The following is a 19,877-nucleotide window of genomic DNA, read 5'->3' as shown; positions in this document are numbered from 1 at the left end:
CCGTGATGAGCGATGGCGAGACCTACCGCGTCAGGATGACCGGCATTTCCAAACGATACGGCCCCATCCAGACGCTGGATGATGTCTCGCTGGCGCTGAAGCCCGGCGAGGTGCTCGGCCTGGTTGGCGACAATGGCGCCGGCAAATCCACCTTGAGCAAGGTTCTGTCCGGCGCGGTCATTCCGGATTCCGGCACGATCGAGATCGACGGCAAGGCGGTGTCCTTTTCCTCGCCGGCCGATGCCCGCGCGGCAAGGGTGGAGATGGTATATCAGGACCTGTCGCTCTGCGACACGGTGGACGTGGCCGGCAACCTCTTCCTCGGCCGCGAGCCGCGCCGCCGCGTCCTCGGCATTCCCTTTCTCGACGGCAGACGCATGCATGACGAGACGCGCCAGATGCTCGACCGGCTCGGCATCGTGATCGCCGACACCAGGCTCAAGGTCGAGAACCTGTCCGGCGGACAGCGCCAGTCGATCGCCATCGGCCGTGCCGCCTCCTTCGACCCATCGGTGCTGATCATGGACGAACCCACCGCCGCGCTCGCGGTGGCCGAGGTCGAGGCGGTGCTGGAATTGATCCGCGGTGTCAGCGCCCGCGGCGTCAGCGTCATCCTCGTCACCCATCGCCTGCAGGATCTGTTCCTGGTCTGCGATCGCATCCAGGTCATGTATGAGGGCCGCAACGTCGCCGAACGCAACATCGGCGACACCAGCATCGAGGAGGTCGTCAACCTGATTGTCGGCCGTAAATTCAACGCGCGTTCGGCGCGCGCCACTCGTGGCGAGGAAGCGCGGCCATGAACGTCACCTCGCAGTCGGCCGATATCGGCGCCTCGCCGCCCAAACGCGCCCACAAGAGCACGTGGCGCGACGTGGCGATCGCCAATGGCGGCGTCGTCTCGATCGCGCTGTTCTTCCTGGTCGTGTGTGTCGTCTTCTCGCTGGTCACCGGCTCTTTCCTGACCGCGCCCAACCTGCTCAACATCGTGCGCCAGTCCGCGCCCCTGCTGATCGTCGCGGCGGCCATGACCTTCGTCATCACCACGGGCGGCATCGATCTTTCGGTCGGCTCCGTGCTGGCCTTGACGGCGACGCTGTCGGCCGTCTTTCTGCAGGCAGGCCTGCCCTGGCCGCTGGTGGTGGTCGCCATGCTGGCGCTCGGCGCGGCGACCGGTGCCCTGCAAGGTTTCTTCATCGCCTATGAGCGCATACCGGCCTTCATCGTCACGCTTGCCGGTTTGTCCGTCATCCGCGGTGTGGCCTTGCTGATCACCGGCGGCTATTCGATCCCGGTCGAGCCGTCCAGCTTCTTCGTCAGCATCGGCAGGGCGTGGTTCATCGGCGTGCCGGTACCGGCGCTGCTCGCCCTCGTGGTGCTGGTCGTCGCCTATCTCGCCTTCAATCAGACGCCGTTCGGCCGCTATGTCACCGGTATCGGGGCCAACGCCGAGGCGGTTCGCCGCGCCGGCGTCGACACGCGCTTCGTGACGCTCTTCGTCTATATCCTCTCGGGCATGGCTGCGGCCGCGGCCGGCATCATTCTGGCGGCGCGGCTCGGCTCCGGCTCGTCCAACGCCGGTCAGGGCTTCGAGCTTGACGTCATCGCCGCAGTGGTGCTTGGCGGCACCAGCCTGTTCGGCGGGCGCGGCACGATCATCGGGACCGTGCTCGGCGCCTTGACCGTCGCCGTGATCGGCAATGGGTTGATCCTGGCGCATATGTCGCCCTTCCTCACGCCGATCGTTACCGGCACGATCATCCTCGTGGCCATCTGGCTGAATTTCCGCCTGTTCAAGGGCGCCGTGCGGGGCCGCTGACATGGATCATCTGTTCGACGACAAGCCCAGGGAACGGGCCCCGATCGGTGTCCGCTCCGGCACGGTGATGACCGTCACCGGCCCGCTTGCGGTCGCCGACATGGGCGTGACGCTGATGCACGAGCATATCCTGCTCGACGGCGCCACGTCGTGGAAATGCCCGTGCCACCCCGAGGAGAGGAAGATCGCCGAACACCCGGTCGGTATCGAGATCATCGGCGAATTGCGGATGAACCCATACATGAACCGAGACAACGTCTCGCTCGACGACAGCGACCTGGCGCTTTCGGAACTCGCCAAATACCGGGCGCTCGGCGGCCGCACCGTGGTGGACGCCACCAATATCGGCATCGGCCGCGACCCGGTTAGGCTGGCGCGCATCGCGCGCGCCTCGGAATTGCGCATCGTCATGGGCACGGGCTTTTATCTTGAGCACACGCATCCCAAATGGCTGAAGGCCATGGACGTCGACGATGTCACCGAATTCCTCGTCAACGATGTCGGCGGAGGATCGGAGCAGCCCGAGATCATGGCCGGCATCATCGGCGAGGTCGGCGTCAGCAAGGATTTCACCGAGGAGGAACGCAAGTCGCTGCGGGCTTCCGCCCGCGCCGCCAGGATCACCGGCGTGCCGCTGACCATCCATCTGCCTGGTTGGGAGCGGCTGGCGCATGAGGTGCTCGACGTGATCGAGGCGGAAGGCGCCGATCTGAGGCACACGGTGCTGTGCCACATGAACCCGAGCCACAACGATCTCGCCTACCAGAAGAGCCTCGCCGAGCGTGGCGCCTTCCTGGAATACGACATGATCGGCATGGATTTCTATTATGCCGATCAGGACGCGCAATCGCCCTCCGACGAGCAGAACGCGCAGGCGGTCCGGTCGCTGATCGACATGGGTCTGATCGACCGTATTCTTCTGTCGCAAGACGTCTTCCTCAAGATCATGCTGACCCGCTTCGGCGGGTTCGGCTACGGGTTCATCCTCAGGCACTTCGTGCCGAGACTGAAGCGCCATGGCGTCGAGCAGCCGGCGATCGACAGAATGCTCATCGACAATCCGAAGACCGTTTTCGCCGCGAGCCTGTGAGCCGCGACCAGTTCGACTCAGGGAGTAGACATGTCCAAAAAGAAAGTTCTTCTCGCAGGCGAATCCTGGGTCTCGACCGCGACCCACATCAAGGGCTTCGACCAGTTCCCGACCGTGACATACCACACCGGCGCCGATGAACTGCTGGCCGCGTTGAAGGACGGGCCGTTCGACGTCACCTTCATGCCCGCGCATGAGGCGCAACGGAATTTCCCCCAGACCATGGACGCGCTTTCCGCCTACGACGCGGTCGTGCTTTCCGACCTCGGCGCCAACACGCTGCTGCTCCACCCGGACACCTGGGTCCATTCCAGGCCGACCCCGAACCGGCTCCGCCTGTTGCGAGACTATGTCGGCAATGGCGGCGGCCTTCTGATGTTCGGCGGCTACTACAGTTTCCAGGGCATCAATGGCGGCGCACGCTACCACAAGACGCCCGTCGAGGATGTCCTGCCTGTCTCCTGCCTGACGGTGGACGACCGCGTCGAGGTGCCGGAGGGCTACGCTCCGGTGATCGTCGGCCCCGACAGCCATCCGATCCTCAGGGGGCTCGGCAAGGACTGGCCGATCCTGCTCGGCTTCAACGAGGTCAAGGTCAAGGACGGCGCGGAAGTGCTGGCCACCGTGTCTTCGGATTACGGCTCGCTGCCGCTGCTGGTGACCGGCACATACGGCAAGGGCCGCACAGTCGCCTGGACCTCGGATGTCGGCCCGCACTGGCTGCCGCCGGGCTTCGTCGCCTGGAATGGCTACAGGACGCTGTTCGAACAGATGCTGGGCTGGGCAACGGCCAGGGACTAGCCATGCGCGTCCATGTCGTCGGCAATGTCTGCATCGATACGACGTTTCGGCTGGACAGGTTTCCGCAACCGGGCGAGACACTGAACGCCTCCAGCCATGCCGACGGGCTGGGAGGCAAGGGCGCGAACCAGGCGGTGGCCGCCGCGCGCTGTGGAGCGGATGTTCGGTTCCGGGCCGCCATCGGCAACGATGCGGCCGGAGCGTGGATCAGCGAGCAGTTGAGCCGCTATCTCGACATCGGCTACCTGACGACGCTGCCGCTGCCCAGCGACCGTTCGACGATCATGGTCGAGCCGGGCGGTGAGAACCTCATCGTCACCGGGGCGAGCTGCGCGGCCGCTTTCGATCCCTTGGCCGAGGATGGCTTCCTGTCCTCGATCGAGCCCGGCGACATCGGGGTGATGCAGGGCAATCTTGGTGAGGATGCAACAGCCGCATGCCTGCGGGCGATGCGCGGGGCCGGGGCTGTGACGATCTTCAATCCCAGCCCGCTCGCGGCCGGTCACGCGCCGCCTCTCGATAGCGTCAGCCTGGTTGTGATCAACACAGTCGAGGCCGCGCAGCTGACCGGATACAGCGATCCCGCCATGGCGGCTCGCGAATTGATCCGCAAGGGTGCCGCCGGCGCGATCGTGACCCTTGGCGCATCCGGCTGCCTGGTCGCTGACGGCGAGGCGAGGATCGAGATGCTGGCGGCTCCCAAAGTGGCCGTCGCAGACACCAGCGGCGCCGGCGACGTTTTTTGCGGCTGCCTGGCCGGCTGCCTGGCATGCGGCATGGATCTGGCGGCGGCGGCGCGCATCGCCGTCCGCGCCGCTGCCATCTCCGTCGGGCGCCCAGGCACGCTCGGGTCCTGCCCCACCAGGCAGGAGATGAAAATGCTCATGGAAACGGGTCAGGTTCAAAACGCATGACACAACAACCGGTTGGTCGCAAACCCATTGGTCCCAAGCCCGTCGGCCGTGCCGCGCATGACGTGCTGCAATCGATCTTCGGCCGGCGCAAGGTGGTGATCGGCGTCGTCCATCTGGCACCATTGCCGGGTGCTCCGCGCTATGATGGCGAGGCGGTCGAGGCCATCTACAAACGCGGCCTCGACGACGCGCGCGCCTATCTCGAGGGCGGTTGCGACGGCGTGATCGTCGAGAACCATGGCGATGTGCCGTTTGCCAAGCCGGACGACGTCGGGCCGGAAACCGCCGCCTACATGTCCGTCGTCTCGGATCGCATCCGCCGTGAGCTCGGCCGGCCGATCGGCATCAACGTGCTCGCCAACGCCGCCATTCCCGCGCTGTCGATCGCCAGCGCCTCGGGCGCATCCTTCATTCGCGTCAACCAATGGGCCAACGCCTACGTCGCCAATGAAGGTTTTGTCGAGGGGGAAGCGGCGCGCGCCATGCGCTTCCGCGCCAGGCTCCGCGCCAACGGCATTCGCATCTTCGCCGACGCGCATGTCAAACATGGTGCGCACGCCATAGTCGGTGACCGGCCGATCGAGGAACAGGTGAAGGATCTGGCCTTCTTCGATGCCGACGCGGTGATCGCCACCGGCCAGCGCACCGGCCACGCCGCCGACCTCGGCTATATCAGCATGATCAAGGAAGCAGCCGGATTGCCGACCCTGGTCGGCAGTGGCGTGACGCTCGAAAACGTCAACGACATCCTCGATATCGTCGACGGCGTCATCGTCGCCAGTTCGCTGAAACATGACGGCGTCTGGTGGAACCAGGTCGATCCTCAGCGGGTGATAGCCTTCATCGGCGGCCTGAAGCGGTGACCTTGGTGCCGGAGATCGATGGCCAGCGTCTGCTCGGGCGGCTCGATGCCTTCGCCCGGATCGGAGCGACACCGGCCGGTGGCGTCAACCGGCAGGCGTTCAGCGTCGAGGACCGCAAGGCGCGGCGCCTGCTGACCGAACTGGCGCTCGAGCGCGGCTTCACCGTCTTTCAGGACGGGATGGCGAATCTCTTCGTCCGCCGGGAGGGTTCGGACCCCGCGCTTCCCCCGCTGCTGATCGGCAGCCATCTCGACAGCCAGCCGACGGGCGGGCGCTTCGATGGGGCGCTCGGCACGCTTTCCGCATTCGAGGCGCTCGAGGCGGTGGCGGACGCGAAGCTCGAGACCACAATGCCGATCGAGGTCGTCGCCTGGGCCAATGAAGAGGGCAGCCGGTTCGCGCCCGGCGTCATGGGCTCCATGGCATTTGCCGGCGCCGACGTTTCGGGCTGGGATTCAATCGTCGGCAGTGACGGCGCATCCCTTGCGAGGGAGCTCCAGGCGACCATTGCCGCCTTGCCCGAGGCAAGGCTTCGTCCGATCGGCATGCCGATATCGGGATATATCGAGCTCCACATCGAACAAGGGCCATCGCTGGAAAAGGAGGGGCTGCCGATCGGTGTCGTCACCGCGGTCCAGGGCACACGTTGGCTGGAAGTCGCCATCGAGGGAGCCGCCGGCCACGCCGGGACGACCGGCCTTGCCTATCGCCGGGATCCGATGGTTGCCGCCGCCGCGGCGATGCACAGGCTGCAGCAAACGATCATGCCGCTCGACACTAGCGCGCGGCTCACTGTGGGACGCATCGCCGCCAGTCCGGGATCGATCAATGCCATACCTCAGGACGTGGTCTTCACCGTCGACCTGCGCCATCCAGAGCCGGAGCGGCTGGATGCCATCGAGGCCGAGGTGCGCCGGGTCTGTACGGCCGAGGCCGAGGCGCAGCACTGCGTGACGAGGATCGCACGTTCCTTCGACATGCCGGGAGCCGCGTTTTCCTCAGACATGGTCAAGATCATACAGCAAGCCGCCAACGCTCTGCAGTTGCCGCACCGGCAGATGATTTCGGGTGCCTTCCATGACGCGCTGTTCCTCGCCCGGGTGGCGCCGGCCGCGATGATCTTCGTGCCATGCCGCGACGGCCTGAGCCACAACGAAGCCGAATATGTCGAGCCCGCCCACGCAATCGACGGCGCGCGGCTGCTGTTGCTGGCCGCCGTCATGGCGGCGTCGCCCGGCGCTCCGCACCGGTGAGCCTTCCAAGCACCCGCTGAAGCCTCGGTCCCCTGAGGGATGGAAATATTGCGTCGTGCGCCGGCAAATTGCCGGCGTCTGCGGACCTCGGCAAGCCCGCCTGCAACTGCCACCAGGCTGGAAATGCCGGATCCCGCCGCCCGCCGAAACTTGCGCCCCGCCTAACATGAGCGCACACTAAAATTCCCGGAGGAGGGCTCATCAACAAGAATTGGGAGGAAAATCATGAATGCCATGAGCTTCACTGCCCTTGACGGCGGCAAGACGACGGTCGCTGCCGCCGCCCTGGAAACGCTTTCGACGCAAATACGCGGCACGGTGCTGCGGGAAGGTGATGCCGCCTATGACGGCGCACGCAGCATCTGGAACGGGATGATCGACCGGCGGCCGAGTCTGATCGTGTGCTGCGTCGGCGCCTCCGATGTCGTTACAGCGGTGAATTTCGCCCGCGAAAACGGGCTGCTCGTCTCCGTGCGCGGCGGCGGCCACAACATCGCCGGCACCGCTATCTGCGATGGCGGCATGGTGATCGATCTGTCGCTGATGAAGTCGGTGCGGGTCGATGTCGGGGGGCAGCGGGCCTGGGTCGGACCCGGCGCCACGCTTGCCGACGTCGACCGGGAAACACAGGCCTTCGGTCTGGCGGTGCCGACCGGCATCAACTCGAGCACCGGTATTGCCGGCCTGACGCTGGGCGGCGGCTTCGGCTGGATCACCCGCAAATACGGGCTGACCATCGACAATCTCGTTTCGGCGGACGTGGTGACTGCCGACGGCAGGCTGCTGCGCGCCAGCGAGAGCGAGAACGCGGACCTGTTCTGGGCGCTGCGCGGCGGCGGCGGCAATTTCGGCGTCGTCACGGCGTTCGAGTTCCAACTCCACCGTTTCCAACCACAGGTATTGTCCGGTCTCGTCGTCCATCCCTTCGCCGACGCCGGCAACGTGCTTCGCGAATATCGCGCGGCGCTCGAAGACGCACCCGACGAACTGACCTGCTGGGTGGTCATGCGGCAAGCACCGCCGCTGCCGTTCCTGCCGGCCGAATGGCACGGCAAAGAGGTGCTGGTGCTGGCCATGTGCTATTGCGGCGACATCGAGGCCGGTGAAACGGCGACCCGAAGGCTTCGGACCATCGGCCGGCCGATCGCCGACGTCGTCGGTCCCAATCCGTTCACCGGCTGGCAGCAGGCCTTCGATCCGCTGCTTGCGCCCGGCGCCCGCAACTACTGGAAGAGCCATGACTTCACGGAGCTTTCCGACAGCGCGGCCGAGGTCGCCACGGAAGCGATATCGCGGCTTCCGGGTCCCGAATGCGAGATATTCTTCGGCCATGTCGGCGGTGCGGCGAGGCGCGTCAAGGCGGATGCAACGGCGTTTCCGCAGCGCAGCTCGCATTTCGTGATGAACGTCCACGCCCGCTGGCGCGAACCGGAAATGGACAGGGCCTGCATCGAGTGGGCGCGCGGCATCTATGAAGCCTCGAAGCCCTATGCCGCCGGGACGGCCTATGTGAACTTCATGCCGGAGGACGAGGTCGACCGCATCGAAGCGGCCTATGGCGGCAATTATCGCCGACTGCTCGAGATCAAGCAGCGCTACGATCCGCAGAACCTGTTCCGCATGAACCAGAACCTGCGTCCGAAGGAAAGCCTGCGAGCGGCCTGACGGCAGACACCAGTCCGGGACGGCGCGGGGTGTGCGCCGTACCGGCTTATGAGGAATGCTGCTGCGTCTCAGCCTGAGCGTCCGAATGCGGGACGCCCATAGCCTTGCGCCTGGAGCGCGCGTCGAGCCGTTCCTGCAGGTGTCCGTTGAGCACGATCATCTCCTTCAGCGCCCTCATCGCGTCGCCCTTATGCTCCGCGATGAAGGCTTCAGCGAGCGCCTGGAGCGCGGCTTCCTGGCGGCTGTCGACGATGTGGTCCATGGCGGTTTCCTTGGCTTGCACCGTCATGTGAACAAAAAGGGAACAAAAATGTCGAGAACGAATTGACTCCACGAGGAAGGCGTTCCTATTTTGTCAGCAGATGGGGCGGTTGCTCGGGATTGGGAGAGCCGCATTGGGCAGACGGAAAAGCCGCTTCGACAAATTGTTCCAGTCGGATGCGGAGGCAATCATTCGCGACGCGCTGGAACTGCGCGAGACGGTGCTGGCGGCGCAGCTTCACCTCAAGGCCAATGGCGAAATCTATTGGCGTCTCAACGGGTTGGTGGACAGGCTGCACGAGGTGATGGCCGCGGTGGCGGGCCAGGAACCCGATTTCCGCGCCGCCTGGCTCGGCCTGTTGCCGCTGCCCGAGGATTATTCAGACCGGACATGAGAAATGGCCGGACCCATGGACAGCGTCGGCCGGGCGGCCAAGGCCAACATGCTGCTCATCGTCGAATGCCGCCACTGCTACCATGTCGGCCGCTTCAAGGCCAACGACGTGGCCAAGGTGGTCGGCTGGAACAAGCCGCTCGAAGTGATCCGCTTCCGCTGCAAGCGCTGCGGCCGCAAGGACACCGAGATCAAGACCCAGTTCATCGACCAGGATCACCCGCCCAAGGGCTACATCTGGGTGCTGCAGAAGGCGAGGGGATAATCGCAAGATGCCTTCCAACTGCGTATCGATCGCTCAAGACGCGGGCTATTTTGAGGATCTCCAAGAACAAGGCGCTGTGTCCGATAGCCCTACAGCAAGTCGCGCAAAACTGTGCCGCGGTTTTGCGAAAACAACATGCATCAAAAAGCGCGTCGCCTGGATCCGTTTCAGCGCGACGCGCTTTAAGAGTTCAAGGCTTGGTTTGCCGCATTCGGGATCGACGGCGTCCCCGGCCGAACCTACAGTGGCGACCCTCGACACCCTCGAGCCTGCCCGGAGCCGCCCCATGGACAGCCGCCTCGACCGCATGATCGCCCGCCTCACCACCCAGCGTCGGGCGCTGGAGCGGGCGGCTGAGGAGATACGGGGCCTGCCCGGCCCGGTGCTGGAGATCGGCCTGGGCAAGGGCCGCACCTACAGCCATCTGCGCAAGCTGTTCCCGGACCGCCGGATCATCGCCTTCGACCGCGACCTGCACGCCCCGGCCGAAGCGGCGCCGGCCAGTGCCGACCTTGTGCTGGGCGAGTTCCGCGAAACGCTGTCCGCCTTGTCCGGCTGCGCGCCCGCGGTCCTGGCCCATGCCGATTTCGGCAGCGAGGACCGCACCCGCGACGCCGCCCAGGCCGGCTGGCTGGCGGCGCTGATCGATGGGTTGATGGCACCGGGCGGCCTGGTGGTCAGCGACCGGGCGATGCAGTCGCCGCGCTGGACCGCCTTGCCCTTCGACACGCCGGACTGGTCGTATTTCCTCTGGCGCGTGAACTAGTCCAGTTTCCGCGCGGCTTCGCCGGCCGGGCGGCTAAGGCCAACATGCTGCTCATCGTCGAATGCGGCCACTGCTACCGTCGACCAGGATCACCCGCCCAAGGGCTATATCTGGGTGCTGCAGAAGGCGAGGGGGTAGGGGCAGTCTTGCACTGCAGGTGGCCCAAGAGCATATGGAAAGTCGGAATAGTCGACGCTATTGGTGAGAAATGGAGACCTCCGACAAAGTCACGCTCAACGACAACGAGAAGCGGCTATTTGCAAAGTTCGGATTAATGGTGCTCCTGGCCGTTGCTGTATTTGGCTACAGCAAATGGTCTCGCTCTGCCATGGAGTCTCGCGTCTACCCAAAGTCTGATCTTGCAGCAGCCCTGGCCTATGTGGACTCTCTCCCCCAGACGTCAGCGCCGACACTCTTCTCCACCAACAACCGAGATATCCGGTTCCATGGCAATTCCAAACTGGCCTGGCGCGCCCTGATCGAGTTTCAATCAAGGCAGGCTGTCGACTATCCTACAGGGCCGCCGAGCTTTGGCTCGAGCATCCACGTCATCATCATGCCCGGCTTCCTGCAGCAACCCATCATAAGGCAACAGCAACTGGCAGCAGAGATGGCCAGCAATGGGGTGGCCAACGCAATAGTGAGAACCGGAAATTCCGACGGCTGCATGGCTGGAAAGGACACTTCTTTTGGCTGGACAGAAACAGGCTTCGTGCTGGTGGACCCCAGCTTCGGGAAAATGTCGGATGCTCAGGTAGTGGACTGCATCGTTGGCGGATTGAGCTTTGTTAACGGCCTGCCAGTTCGCGCAGGTACCTTTTCCATCAAAGACATTCCTGCTGCTGCCGTTAGCGCAGTAATTCTGGATTACGTCATGCGATGCGCCTATGACGGCGAAACTGAAAGTGAGCCTGCCGGCCGATCAAGGGCAGGCATCACCACTCGGCCATCCTTAAAATGCATCCACGACAGGATCCGCACTGCCTTGGAAGGCAAGTCGAGCTGAGGCCAAAATCCCTTAGGGCATCGCCCCGACGATTTCCTGCCCATACTCCCTAAAACAACGACCCTTGCGCCGGCGGCTCGGCCGGAAACTTGATCTGCGTCGCCGGCTTTTTCACGATCACCAGCGCGTCGTCCGGCGCCGGTCGCTGCAGCTTCTTCGCCTCCGACCATGGCGCAGTCAGCCACAACTCAGTCTCCTCCGACGTGGTCAGGATTACCGGCATCGCCTTCTCGTGGATCGGCGCGATCAGCGCGTTGGGTTTTGTCGTCAGGAAGCCGTAGAGCTCGTGGTCGCCCGGGCCCTCCTTCACCTTGCGCACGCCGTGCCAGGGCGTCCACAGGCCGGCGAAGAAGAACAGCGGTCGGTCTTCACGCAACGCAAACCAGAAATTCTTCTGCACGCCGGTTTCGGGATCCTTGTCGCCCGGCGTCGGCGAGGGCTCGGCGAAGCTCGTCACCGGCACCACGCAGCGGTTCTCGATGCCGAGAAAAGGCAGCCAGTGGGCATATTGCGGGTTGCGGATGTTCGTGGTGCCGGAATCGGCGTTGCCGCGCACGCGATCGGCCGGCGTCGGCATGCCCCAGCGCAGCCTTGCGAGCTCGCGGCTGCCGTCGGCGGCATTGCGCACCACGGGCGCTGCCTGATTGGGATAGATGTCGAGCGAAGGCTCGAGGTTGCCCGAAATGTCGCGCAGCGCACGTGTCCACTGGCGGATCGCCTGCTGGCTGGTGGTGATGTTGTAGAGATTGCACATGCGGCGGCGTTTCTCCGGCTGCCGACTGTTTCCCGCATTTGCCGGGAAAGCGCCAGAGCCAATGGCGGCTGCCTGCCCGGTGCAGGACCGCGCCGAACAGCAGCGCGGCGCGCGTCAGGCCGGCTGGTGTGACGGCGGCTCGCCTCGGCAGCCCCAGCCCGACCTGCAGCGTGAAAGCCTCCGGCACGCCGATCGTGCTGGTGACGTCGAGGCCGGCACCGTCATCGCCAAGCGTGCGCCAAAATGAGAGACTGGGCGGAACATTCGGTAAAGGCCGAACTGCCGTGTCGGATGGGCAGATTTGATGAAGGACGGGTGGCCGTGACGCGCCGGGCGGCCCGGCAGCCTGGGGGGGTATTGGGTTGGCAGCCGGGCCTGACCGGAGTTTGCGAGCCTGCCGGCTCATGCGAACATGCGCTTGCGCTCATGTGAGGGCAAGAACGACCTAGGCCCTAGGACCAAAGCAGCAGGCGGGGCGCAAATGGCCGAGCCCGGCCAGTTGCCGAGCGCCTTCTGGCACCCTGGAACTCGCGCATCCCTCGGTTGACCCTGCGCGGCCCCGTGAACGTGTCGCCTCGGTGCGCGTTGATCCCCGGCCGCCGCCTTGAAGCAGCGGGTCCCGGCAAGTGGCTGGTCCACTGCCACATCGCGCACCACACCACGAACAACCATGTCGAAGAGAAGGGCGGCGGCGGGCTGATGGTGCTCATCGACGTCAGCAGACGAGGACCGGAACTTCCGGCCTCCGTTGGACGGGCAGCGGATTGCTTAACTTAAAAACCGAAGAACTGCCTGCCGACGAGATAGCACAGCGCCCCGACCGCCAGCGGGAACAGCGCGGGTGCGACTTTGCCGAGCAGCGACGGTTTTATGCCTGTGCCTGGCTCATGTGGCTTGGCGTTGCCGAGGTTCTTGGTCATGGGCTGTTGCCGCAACTTGTTGCCGCTTAACCCATAATATTAGAAATCGCTGATTAATTTTCTGACAATTCCGACCGCGCAATTGCGCCGATCGGTGCGCGGGAGGCTGGAACATTCCTCTACAACCGGAGTTTGATATGCGGTTCGGCTCTCTGTCGCCGGGCTGGCCAGGTCCGCTGGTCAGGGTCGGCGCACCAGTAACGTGGAGACGTCGCGATGACCCACTATCCGCATAGCACGGCCAGCATCGGCGGCCACCCGATCCATCCGATGCTGATCCCTTTTCCGATCGCCTTTTTTGTGGCGACTTTCGTTTGCGACCTGATTTTCTGGCGGACGGGCAACCCTGGCTGGATCGTCGCCACGCTCTGGCTTCTCGGGGCGGGCCTGATCATGGCGGCCCTGGCCGCTCTTGCCGGGCTGACCGATGTGCTGGGCGACGACCAGGTCCGCAACCTGCGGGATGCATGGCTTCACGCCGGCGGCAATGTGCTTGTCGTGCTCATTGAACTCTACAATTGGTATTCGCGATACTCCACCGGCGAGGCGGCCGTGGTTCCGGTTGGCCTCACGCTGTCCCTGATCGTCGTCCTTATCCTCCTGTTCACCGGATGGAAGGGCTGGGGCATGGTCTACCGCCATCATGTCGGTGTCGCCGACGATCCGGGCGGATCGCGCTGAAGGCCGCCGTGCCAGCCCGTGAGCGCCGCGGCGATCATCGCTGCGAACCATTTCGTGGGACGAAAATGGCCATCAAAAGCGTTGTCTGACAAGACAATGCTCGAGGCGCGGCGTTCGCGACTGGTGCGTGGCGCCACCGCATGACCCGGTTCTCGGAACCGCCGCATGGCCGATCGAGAAGGCCATGTGCCAGGTCGAGTATTGCAGCATCAGCCGCGCGCACGAAGCAGCGCGCGGCACCGCACTGAGCGAGGATCCTCCGGCAGCAGGGCAACGGTGGCACCGCGCCCGACGCCCAGGAGAAGGAACATGCCCGTCAGCGCCTACATCAACCGGATCGCGACAGCGGTTCCGGAGCACGAAGTCCATGAGTTCTACCTGCGCTACGCGGCCTCCATGCTGCCCGCCGATCGCCGGAAGATATTCCAGCGCATGGCGGGTCTCGCCGGCATCGAGCATCGCTTTTCCTGCTTTGCGCCCGCGCTCGATCCCGAAGGGTCGTCGGCCGACCTTGCAGGAACCTTCAGGCGCGGCGCCTTTCCCGGAACGGCCGCCAGAATGGCGATGTTCAGCCAGGCGGCACCCGTTCTTGCGCAAAAGGCCGTCAACGGACTCCACCTTGGCGACGAGGCATCGCGTATAACTCATCTCATCATCACCACCTGCACCGGCTTCTCCGCGCCGGGCATCGACCTCGACCTTGCTGCGCGTTGCGGCCTGCCGGACGGCATCGAGCGCACGATGATCGGTTTCATGGGCTGCTACGCGGCAATCAACGGCCTCAAGCTTGCCCGCCACATCGTGCGCTCGGACCCCCGAGCCAGGGTCCTCATGGTCAACATCGAGGTCTGCACGCTGCATCTGAGGGAAACCACCAAGCTGGAAAAGCTGCTCTCCTTCTGCCTTTGGGGCGATGGCTGCGCGGCGACGCTGGTCACCGCCGAGCCGCCGGGCATCGAACTCGACTCCTTCCGCTGCACCGTCGCGTGCGAGCAACGGGCGTTGATGACCTGGGATATTCGCGACCACGGCTTCGACATGGTGCTGTCCGGCCAGGTGCCGGCGGCGGTCCAGCAGGCGTTGCGCAGCAACAGGGACGCCATACTCGGCGGCCGGCCGCCGGAGGCGATCGACCTTTGGGCCGTGCATCCCGGCGGGCGCACCATTCTCGATGCCGTCGAAAGGGCGCTGGACCTGGAGCCCAGCGCGCTCGAACCGTCGCGCGAGGTGCTGCGCCAATACGGCAACATGTCGTCGCCCACCGTCATGTTCGTGATGGAGAAGATGCTGCAGGCGCCGGGCGGACGCCTTGGCTGCGGCATGTCGTTCGGACCCGGGCTGACGGCCGAGACCATGCTGTTCAGGACCGTCTCGTGACCGCGCTCGCTCAACGCAGCCTCGTGCCGGAAATCCTTGACGGCCTTTTGGCCGAGGATCCCCGCGCGCTGCGCTCGCGCCGCGATCTCGCCCGCATCAACGCGCTGATGCTCCAGGCACCGATCATGGTCTCGCTCTTGCGGAAATTCATCGTCACGCCGCCCGGCCGCATTCTCGAGATCGGTGCCGGCGATGGCACCTTTATGCTCAAGGTGGCCCGGCGCATGGCAAGAGAGTGGCGCGCGGTGGAACTGACGATGCTCGACCGCGTCGGCCTCGTCTCGCCGGACCTCGCCGCGGATTTCGCCGGCCTGGGATGGAAGCTCGAAACCATCACCGCCGACGTCTTCGACTGGGCGGAGAGGACCGAGGGCAGGACCTTCGACGCGATCACGGTCAACCTGTTCCTGCATCATTTCGACGACGATGGGCTGTTGCGCCTGTTCTCGCTCCTGCGGCGCAAGGCGCCGCTGATCCTGGCGACGGAACCGCTGCGTGCCAGCTTCGCGCTGGCCGCGACCCGTCTTCTGCCGGCGATCGGCGCCAATGACGTGACCAGGCATGACGCCGCCCAGAGCGTGCGCGCCGGCTTCCGCGGGACGGAACTTTCCGATCTCTGGAGTGCTGCCGGCGGCCGGCCGCTGGAGGAGCGGCGCGCCGGCCTTTTCTCCCACGTCTTCGTCGGCACCGGTCAGATGCCGCCCGGGGATGCCCGATGAGGCGTGCCTCCACCCACGACGCGATCGTCATCGGCGCCGGCCCGGCGGGCTCCTCGCTGGCGCTGGCGCTCGCACGCCGTGGATGGGCCGTGGCGGTCGTGGAAAAGAGCGTGTTTCCGCGCCGCAAGGTATGTGGCGAATACATCTCGGCGAGCAACCTCGCGCTTTTGGACCAACTCGGGATCGGCGATGCCTGGCGCGCCGAGGCCGGCCCCGAGATCCGCCGCGTCGGGCTGTTTTCCGCCGAGACCAGCATCGAGGCGCCGATGCCGGGCGCGAGGTCCGGCCCGGCGGCGGGAGACGGCTTCGGCCGCGCGCTCGGCCGCGACATATTGGACACGCTGCTGCTCGACGCGGCCCGCTCGGCCGGCGCAGACGTGTTCCAACCCTGCCGCGCCGTCGCCATCGAACGCGACGGCAACAGCCAGGCGGTACGCATCGAGGCGATGGACGCCCGCGACGAGGCGACGATCCTGCGGGCGCCGGTGATCGCCGCCGCGCACGGCTCGTGGGAGCCGGGACCGCTGCCGAGCCAGCTCGACAAGTCCAGCCGCCCCGGCGATCTCCTCGGTTTCAAGGCGCATTTCACCGGATCGTCGCTTGCGCCCGACCTGATGCCGCTGCTGACCTTTCCTGGCGGTTATGGCGGCATGGTGCTGGCCGACCATGGCCGCATGTCGATCTCCTGCTGCATCAGGCGCGACATGCTCGCCCGCCTGCGCGGCAGCCTTGCCCGCCAACGCGGCGGCCATGTCTCGGCGGCTGAAACGCTCGAGCATCATCTCAGGGCGACATGCCGGGGCGCCCGCGACGCTCTGGAAGGAGCCTCCCTCGACGGCCCGTGGCTTGCCGCTGGTCCGATCCGGCCGGGTATCCGCGCCGGCTATGAAGCGGACATCTTCCGTGTCGGCAATGCTGCCGGCGAGTCGCATCCGATCATCGCCGAGGGCATATCGATGGCGCTCCAGTCCGGCTGGCTTCTGGCGCGGGAACTCGGTGAGGCGGCAAGCGCGCGGGCGCAGCGGGAAGCGGCCGGCAGACGCTATGAGGCGGCCTGGAGAAGATTGTTCTCGACGCGGGTCCGTGCTGCCGAGGCCATCGCCCGCCTGGCCCTTGGCCCGGGCGGCGTTGTCCTGATGCAAGCAGTCGTCCGTCATTTTCCGCGGGCGCTGACCTTGGGCGCGCGGCTCAGCGGCAAGACGAGTCCCGTCCCCGGTTTGACCGATCGGCGCCTGGCGCAAAGCTGAACCGCTCCAGGCCACAGCCCGCACCAACTGTATCTGGCTTTTGTCGACAGCATCGCAATTGTCGTGTCTGTACAAACCTGGTCCGCTTCCTCGCGGCGTGATTTTTGGGGGCGAAATTTCTTGCCGAGCCAGGTGCGGCAGGTCTTTTCGACGGCTTTGCCGGCTGCCATCATCGCCCGGCTTGTTCCAGTGCCGGGCCGCTTGGTCGCATTTTAACCCTAATCCTTCTCTACGCGCCCGGGTTGCTGCGGTTCCCGTCTTCACGCTTTCTTGACAGATGCTGGAAAAACGGGCAGCAAAGCGGGTGAGGGAGAGCATTTTTACCGTGACGGAGATCATGGAGGGCTCTTTTTTCGTATGGACCGTCGCCACATTGGCGATCGGTGGAGGGATTGGTTAACCATCTTTGTCCATCTTTTGAATCAATCGGCAACAGACGCGTGAAGGTGCAGGGGGCACCAGGCGAACTGTGATCGTGACGGGTGCCAGGTCCGCAAACCGGCATGCCGATTGAGAGTGGTCGTATGGCGTTTTTGCGTTTGAAGAACCGGGGTGACACTCCTGAAGGGGGGGTAACTTCGAAGAAATCTGGTGGTCGTTGGGTTGTGGTGCCTGCTGTCGGCGCCGCGCTCGCCCTGTGGTCCATGGCGACAATGGCCGGCCTTTATTCGGTGAGCACCTCGCTCACCGCCGCCTCCAACGGATTGCCGCAGGGCCTGCTTGCGCCGGGCAAGATCACGCTTGGCGACCAGCGGCGTCAGCTTGCCAACGCCTGGACGCCGCGCCTTGCCTCGAGCGGCGCCTACAAGCAGGGCTCGCTCACCGGCGGCTGCGACAGGGGTTGCCTCAGCCTCGCGACGAGCTTCGCGCGTGACGGAAAGGCGGCGCGGCTGAAGCCGGCGGCGCCCAACAGTGTGGCGCACCAAACAATCAGCGCCGCGCGCGAATCCGTGCAGGTCGCCTCCGCCGCAACGCTCGCCGATCGCTTCGACGGCGTCGTCAAGCGCGCCGGGCTTTCGCCACAGAAACTTGCCGCCGCCTTCGCGCGCGCCGAGAGCGCGCCCGTGCTGCTGGCGAGCCTGCCGATGGCGAGCCGCTTCGGCGGCGGGCTACCCAACGCTCCGGCCGAAGCGCGTTTCGGCTCCGCTCAAATCGACGTCCAGGGGGCTTCCGAACTGGCGCTGTCGCTGGCCAATGTCATGCCGGAAGCGACCGCCGACGTGCCGGCCGCCGTCGCGCTCGCCGACAGCGATGCGCCTGGTCCGGCGGCCGCCGCGGGTGGCGCCGCCGCTTCCGGGCAGGGCGAGGTGCAGGTCGCTTCGCTGACGCCGCAGGACGGGCTGCCCGACAGCATCGACTTGCCTGGCCTTCGGCCGCGCACGGCGCTCGACCGCGCGCCCCAGGCGCCCGAACAGAACGCCGCGAAGCCGCAACCCGCGAAGCCGCAGGCAGCACAGCCGGCAAAACCACAGGCCGCCAGACCGCAACCGGCCGCCGTCGACACTGCGGACGGCCCGCAGGCGCCGCGCTCCTTGAGGAGTAGCGATCAGGGGCTTCCGGGTGTGCAGGGATCGAAGCCGATCAGCGGTGAGCCTGCCAAGCGCACCAAGCCGCAAGCCTCCGAGATGCTCGCCTATGCCAAGCCGGACACGCCCGAGCGCGGCAATATGGGCAATGCCTTCAGAAACCTGTTCAATGCGCCTTCGACGGGCAATGGCGTCGCCATCTACGACATCTCGGCCAAGACTGTTTACATGCCGGACGGGTCGAAGCTCGAGGCACATTCGGGATTGGGCTCGATGGTCGACCAGCCCCGCTTCGTCAACCGCAAGAATGTCGGTCCGACGCCGCCCGACACCTACAATCTGTCGCTGCGTGAATCGCGCTTCCACGGCGTCGAGGCGATCCGGCTGACGCCTTCCAGCGGCAAGAACAAATATGGCCGCGACGGGCTGCTGGCGCACACCTACATGCTGCGCGGCGGCCGCGCCGAATCCAATGGCTGCGTCGTCTTCAGGGACTATCACCGCTTCCTTGCCGCCTACAAGAAGGGCAAGATCAAGCGCCTCGTGGTGGTGCCGCGCCTGACCCGGTCGCCCACCCAGCTCGCCCAGGAAGGGCGCTCGGGCTGATCGCTATTCGGCTGGTGCGGTCTCCTTTAGCTTCGGCAGGATCATGTCCTTGGCCGCCGTCAGCGCGCCGAGCACGATCAGCGCGCAGGCCAGCCCGATCGACCAGTGATAGGTGCCGAAGCCGAACACCAGCAGGGCCACGACCGAAAGCAGCGGCGCGGCATAGGACAGCGCGCCCAGGATCATGATGTCGCCGTGCTTGCAACCCCAGTCCCAGGCATAGAAGCCGGCGCCGAGCGGGATCGTGCCGAGCGTGGCGATCGCCGCCCATTGCGCCGCCGGAGCCGGCCAGACCGTCTCTTCCAGCCCCAGATGCAGCAGGAAGGCCACCGCCGAGGTGATCAGGCAATAGCCGGCGACGACGTCGACCGGCGCCTGGCCGAAACGGCGCGACAGCACCGAATAGCCTGACCAGACGAAGGCGCAGAACAGCGCGATGATGTGCCCCGGCATGATGCCGCCGGCCAGCCCCACGCTGCCGCCCTTGCTGATGATGGCGACCGCGCCGGCCAGCCCGAGAAGCACGCCGATGATATGGTGGAACCGCAGCCTCTCGCCGGGCAGGAAGGCGGCGAACACCACGATCAGCAACGGCCAGAGATAAGCAATCAGGCTGACCTCGACCGGCGGCGCCGACTGGATGGCGAAGAAATATGCGCAGTGATAGATGCACAGCCCCGCCACGCCGAGCGCCCAGACCTGCCAGGGCTGGCGCAGCGATCTGATCGCCTGCGGCCGGAATATCCAGCTGGCGACGCCGACCATGCCGCCGAGGAAAAAGGTCATGGCCGCGAGCTGGAATGGCGGGATCGGACCGGCTGCCGTCGAAAGCAGTGCCAGGAACGACCAGGTCAAAATGGCGATGAAGCCGATCAGGGTGGAGATTGTTCTCGTCATGTCAGCGCTTGTGGCACGGCCGACGGGTTGCCAGTTTATCGCCAGCGACGGAT

Annotated in this window: 23 protein-coding genes; 19 read left to right on the top strand and 4 right to left on the bottom strand. The window is 65.5% G+C overall.

What is annotated here, in order from left to right:
- Nucleotides 1–5 precede the first annotated feature (5 nt).
- The 8 genes from EJ074_RS06960 (at nt 6) to EJ074_RS06925 (ending at nt 8,405) form a co-directional block, all read left to right on the top strand.
- The gene (locus tag EJ074_RS06960) at nt 6–803 is read left to right on the top strand and encodes an ATP-binding cassette domain-containing protein (RefSeq protein WP_095808774.1); all 798 of its coding nucleotides are present in this window, start codon (nt 6–8) and stop codon (nt 801–803) included.
- The gene (locus tag EJ074_RS06955) at nt 800–1,819 is read left to right on the top strand and encodes an ABC transporter permease (RefSeq protein WP_095808775.1); all 1,020 of its coding nucleotides are present in this window, start codon (nt 800–802) and stop codon (nt 1,817–1,819) included. The genes EJ074_RS06960 and EJ074_RS06955 overlap by 4 nt, the downstream gene beginning before the upstream one ends.
- Before the next feature lies 1 nt (nt 1,820).
- Nucleotides 1,821–2,909 carry a phosphotriesterase gene (locus EJ074_RS06950; protein WP_095808776.1) on the top strand — a complete coding sequence of 363 codons (1,089 nt, stop codon included), beginning with the start codon at nt 1,821–1,823 and terminating at the stop codon, nt 2,907–2,909.
- Between the two features lie 30 nt (nt 2,910–2,939).
- Nucleotides 2,940–3,710, top strand: a complete 771-nt coding sequence (locus tag EJ074_RS06945) for a glutamine amidotransferase (protein WP_095808777.1) — start codon at nt 2,940–2,942, stop codon at nt 3,708–3,710.
- 2 nt (nt 3,711–3,712) lie between these two features.
- On the top strand, nt 3,713–4,624 hold the full coding sequence (locus EJ074_RS06940; protein WP_095808778.1) for a ribokinase: 912 nt from the start codon (nt 3,713–3,715) through the stop codon (nt 4,622–4,624).
- Nucleotides 4,621–5,487, top strand: a complete 867-nt coding sequence (locus EJ074_RS06935; RefSeq protein WP_095808779.1) for a BtpA/SgcQ family protein — start codon at nt 4,621–4,623, stop codon at nt 5,485–5,487. The genes EJ074_RS06940 and EJ074_RS06935 overlap by 4 nt, the downstream gene beginning before the upstream one ends.
- Nucleotides 5,484–6,740: a Zn-dependent hydrolase gene (locus EJ074_RS06930; RefSeq protein ID WP_095808780.1), complete on the top strand. Its 1,257-nt coding sequence runs from the start codon at nt 5,484–5,486 to the stop codon at nt 6,738–6,740. The genes EJ074_RS06935 and EJ074_RS06930 overlap by 4 nt, the downstream gene beginning before the upstream one ends.
- A gap of 225 nt (nt 6,741–6,965) precedes the next feature.
- Nucleotides 6,966–8,405 (top strand): FAD-binding oxidoreductase, encoded by a 1,440-nt coding sequence (locus tag EJ074_RS06925; protein WP_129552861.1) that lies wholly within the window; start codon nt 6,966–6,968, stop codon nt 8,403–8,405.
- 46 nt (nt 8,406–8,451) lie between these two features.
- Here EJ074_RS06925 and EJ074_RS06920 read toward each other — a convergent pair whose 3' ends face one another.
- Nucleotides 8,452–8,667, bottom strand: a complete 216-nt coding sequence (locus EJ074_RS06920; protein ID WP_095808821.1) for a hypothetical protein — start codon at nt 8,665–8,667, stop codon at nt 8,452–8,454.
- A 133-nt stretch (nt 8,668–8,800) separates the two neighbouring features.
- Between EJ074_RS06920 and EJ074_RS06915 the strand changes: the two genes are divergently transcribed.
- From EJ074_RS06915 to EJ074_RS06900, 4 genes are all read left to right on the top strand, one after another.
- Entirely contained in the window at nt 8,801–9,061 is a 261-nt protein-coding gene (locus EJ074_RS06915) for a hypothetical protein (protein WP_095808782.1), read from the top strand.
- 3 nt (nt 9,062–9,064) lie between these two features.
- On the top strand, nt 9,065–9,325 hold the full coding sequence (locus EJ074_RS06910) for a hypothetical protein (RefSeq protein WP_129552860.1): 261 nt from the start codon (nt 9,065–9,067) through the stop codon (nt 9,323–9,325).
- A gap of 286 nt (nt 9,326–9,611) precedes the next feature.
- Nucleotides 9,612–10,091, top strand: a complete 480-nt coding sequence (locus tag EJ074_RS06905; RefSeq protein ID WP_095808784.1) for a class I SAM-dependent methyltransferase — start codon at nt 9,612–9,614, stop codon at nt 10,089–10,091.
- Between the two features lie 208 nt (nt 10,092–10,299).
- A complete protein-coding gene (locus tag EJ074_RS06900) occupies nt 10,300–11,097 on the top strand; it encodes a hypothetical protein (protein ID WP_095808785.1) in 798 nt (265 codons plus the stop codon).
- 49 nt (nt 11,098–11,146) lie between these two features.
- Here EJ074_RS06900 and EJ074_RS06895 read toward each other — a convergent pair whose 3' ends face one another.
- The gene (locus EJ074_RS06895; RefSeq protein ID WP_095808786.1) at nt 11,147–11,851 is read right to left on the bottom strand and encodes an SOS response-associated peptidase; all 705 of its coding nucleotides are present in this window, start codon (nt 11,849–11,851) and stop codon (nt 11,147–11,149) included.
- Between EJ074_RS06895 and EJ074_RS06890 the strand changes: the two genes are divergently transcribed.
- Together EJ074_RS06890 and EJ074_RS30710 are read left to right on the top strand one after the other, a co-directional pair.
- Complete coding sequence (locus EJ074_RS06890; protein WP_129552859.1) at nt 11,850–12,098, top strand: hypothetical protein; 249 nt, start codon at nt 11,850–11,852, stop codon at nt 12,096–12,098. The two genes, EJ074_RS06895 and EJ074_RS06890, sit on opposite strands and share 2 nt — an antisense overlap.
- A gap of 296 nt (nt 12,099–12,394) precedes the next feature.
- The gene (locus tag EJ074_RS30710; RefSeq protein WP_348626990.1) at nt 12,395–12,628 is read left to right on the top strand and encodes a multicopper oxidase domain-containing protein; all 234 of its coding nucleotides are present in this window, start codon (nt 12,395–12,397) and stop codon (nt 12,626–12,628) included.
- Here EJ074_RS30710 and EJ074_RS29625 read toward each other — a convergent pair.
- Nucleotides 12,625–12,771 (bottom strand): hypothetical protein, encoded by a 147-nt coding sequence (locus EJ074_RS29625; RefSeq protein WP_095808822.1) that lies wholly within the window; start codon nt 12,769–12,771, stop codon nt 12,625–12,627. The genes EJ074_RS30710 and EJ074_RS29625 overlap by 4 nt on opposite strands.
- Before the next feature lie 216 nt (nt 12,772–12,987).
- Between EJ074_RS29625 and EJ074_RS06880 the strand changes: the two genes are divergently transcribed.
- The 5 genes from EJ074_RS06880 to EJ074_RS06860 all read left to right on the top strand — a co-directional run bounded on the left by EJ074_RS06880 (nt 12,988) and on the right by EJ074_RS06860 (nt 18,927).
- Nucleotides 12,988–13,452 carry a DUF2231 domain-containing protein gene (locus tag EJ074_RS06880; RefSeq protein WP_095808789.1) on the top strand — a complete coding sequence of 155 codons (465 nt, stop codon included), beginning with the start codon at nt 12,988–12,990 and terminating at the stop codon, nt 13,450–13,452.
- 309 nt (nt 13,453–13,761) lie between these two features.
- Entirely contained in the window at nt 13,762–14,829 is a 1,068-nt protein-coding gene (locus EJ074_RS06875) for a type III polyketide synthase (protein WP_095808790.1), read from the top strand.
- Complete coding sequence (locus tag EJ074_RS06870) at nt 14,826–15,548, top strand: methyltransferase domain-containing protein (RefSeq protein ID WP_095808791.1); 723 nt, start codon at nt 14,826–14,828, stop codon at nt 15,546–15,548. The genes EJ074_RS06875 and EJ074_RS06870 overlap by 4 nt, the downstream gene beginning before the upstream one ends.
- On the top strand, nt 15,545–16,795 hold the full coding sequence (locus tag EJ074_RS06865) for an NAD(P)/FAD-dependent oxidoreductase (RefSeq protein WP_095808792.1): 1,251 nt from the start codon (nt 15,545–15,547) through the stop codon (nt 16,793–16,795). Before EJ074_RS06870 ends, EJ074_RS06865 begins: the two co-directional genes overlap by 4 nt.
- A 608-nt stretch (nt 16,796–17,403) precedes the next feature.
- Nucleotides 17,404–18,927 carry a DUF2778 domain-containing protein gene (locus EJ074_RS06860; RefSeq protein ID WP_245454803.1) on the top strand — a complete coding sequence of 508 codons (1,524 nt, stop codon included), beginning with the start codon at nt 17,404–17,406 and terminating at the stop codon, nt 18,925–18,927.
- Nucleotides 18,928–18,930: 3 nt separating this feature from the next.
- Here EJ074_RS06860 and EJ074_RS06855 read toward each other — a convergent pair whose 3' ends face one another.
- Complete coding sequence (locus EJ074_RS06855; RefSeq protein WP_095808823.1) at nt 18,931–19,824, bottom strand: EamA family transporter; 894 nt, start codon at nt 19,822–19,824, stop codon at nt 18,931–18,933.
- Between the last annotated feature and the right edge of the window lie 53 nt (nt 19,825–19,877).

Origin of the sequence: Mesorhizobium sp. M3A.F.Ca.ET.080.04.2.1, assembly GCF_003952525.1 — a bacterium.
Lineage (GTDB): Bacteria > Pseudomonadota > Alphaproteobacteria > Rhizobiales > Rhizobiaceae > Mesorhizobium.
Note: the sequence above shows the minus strand (reverse complement) of the source record. Positions and strands in the feature narration are given on the sequence as shown.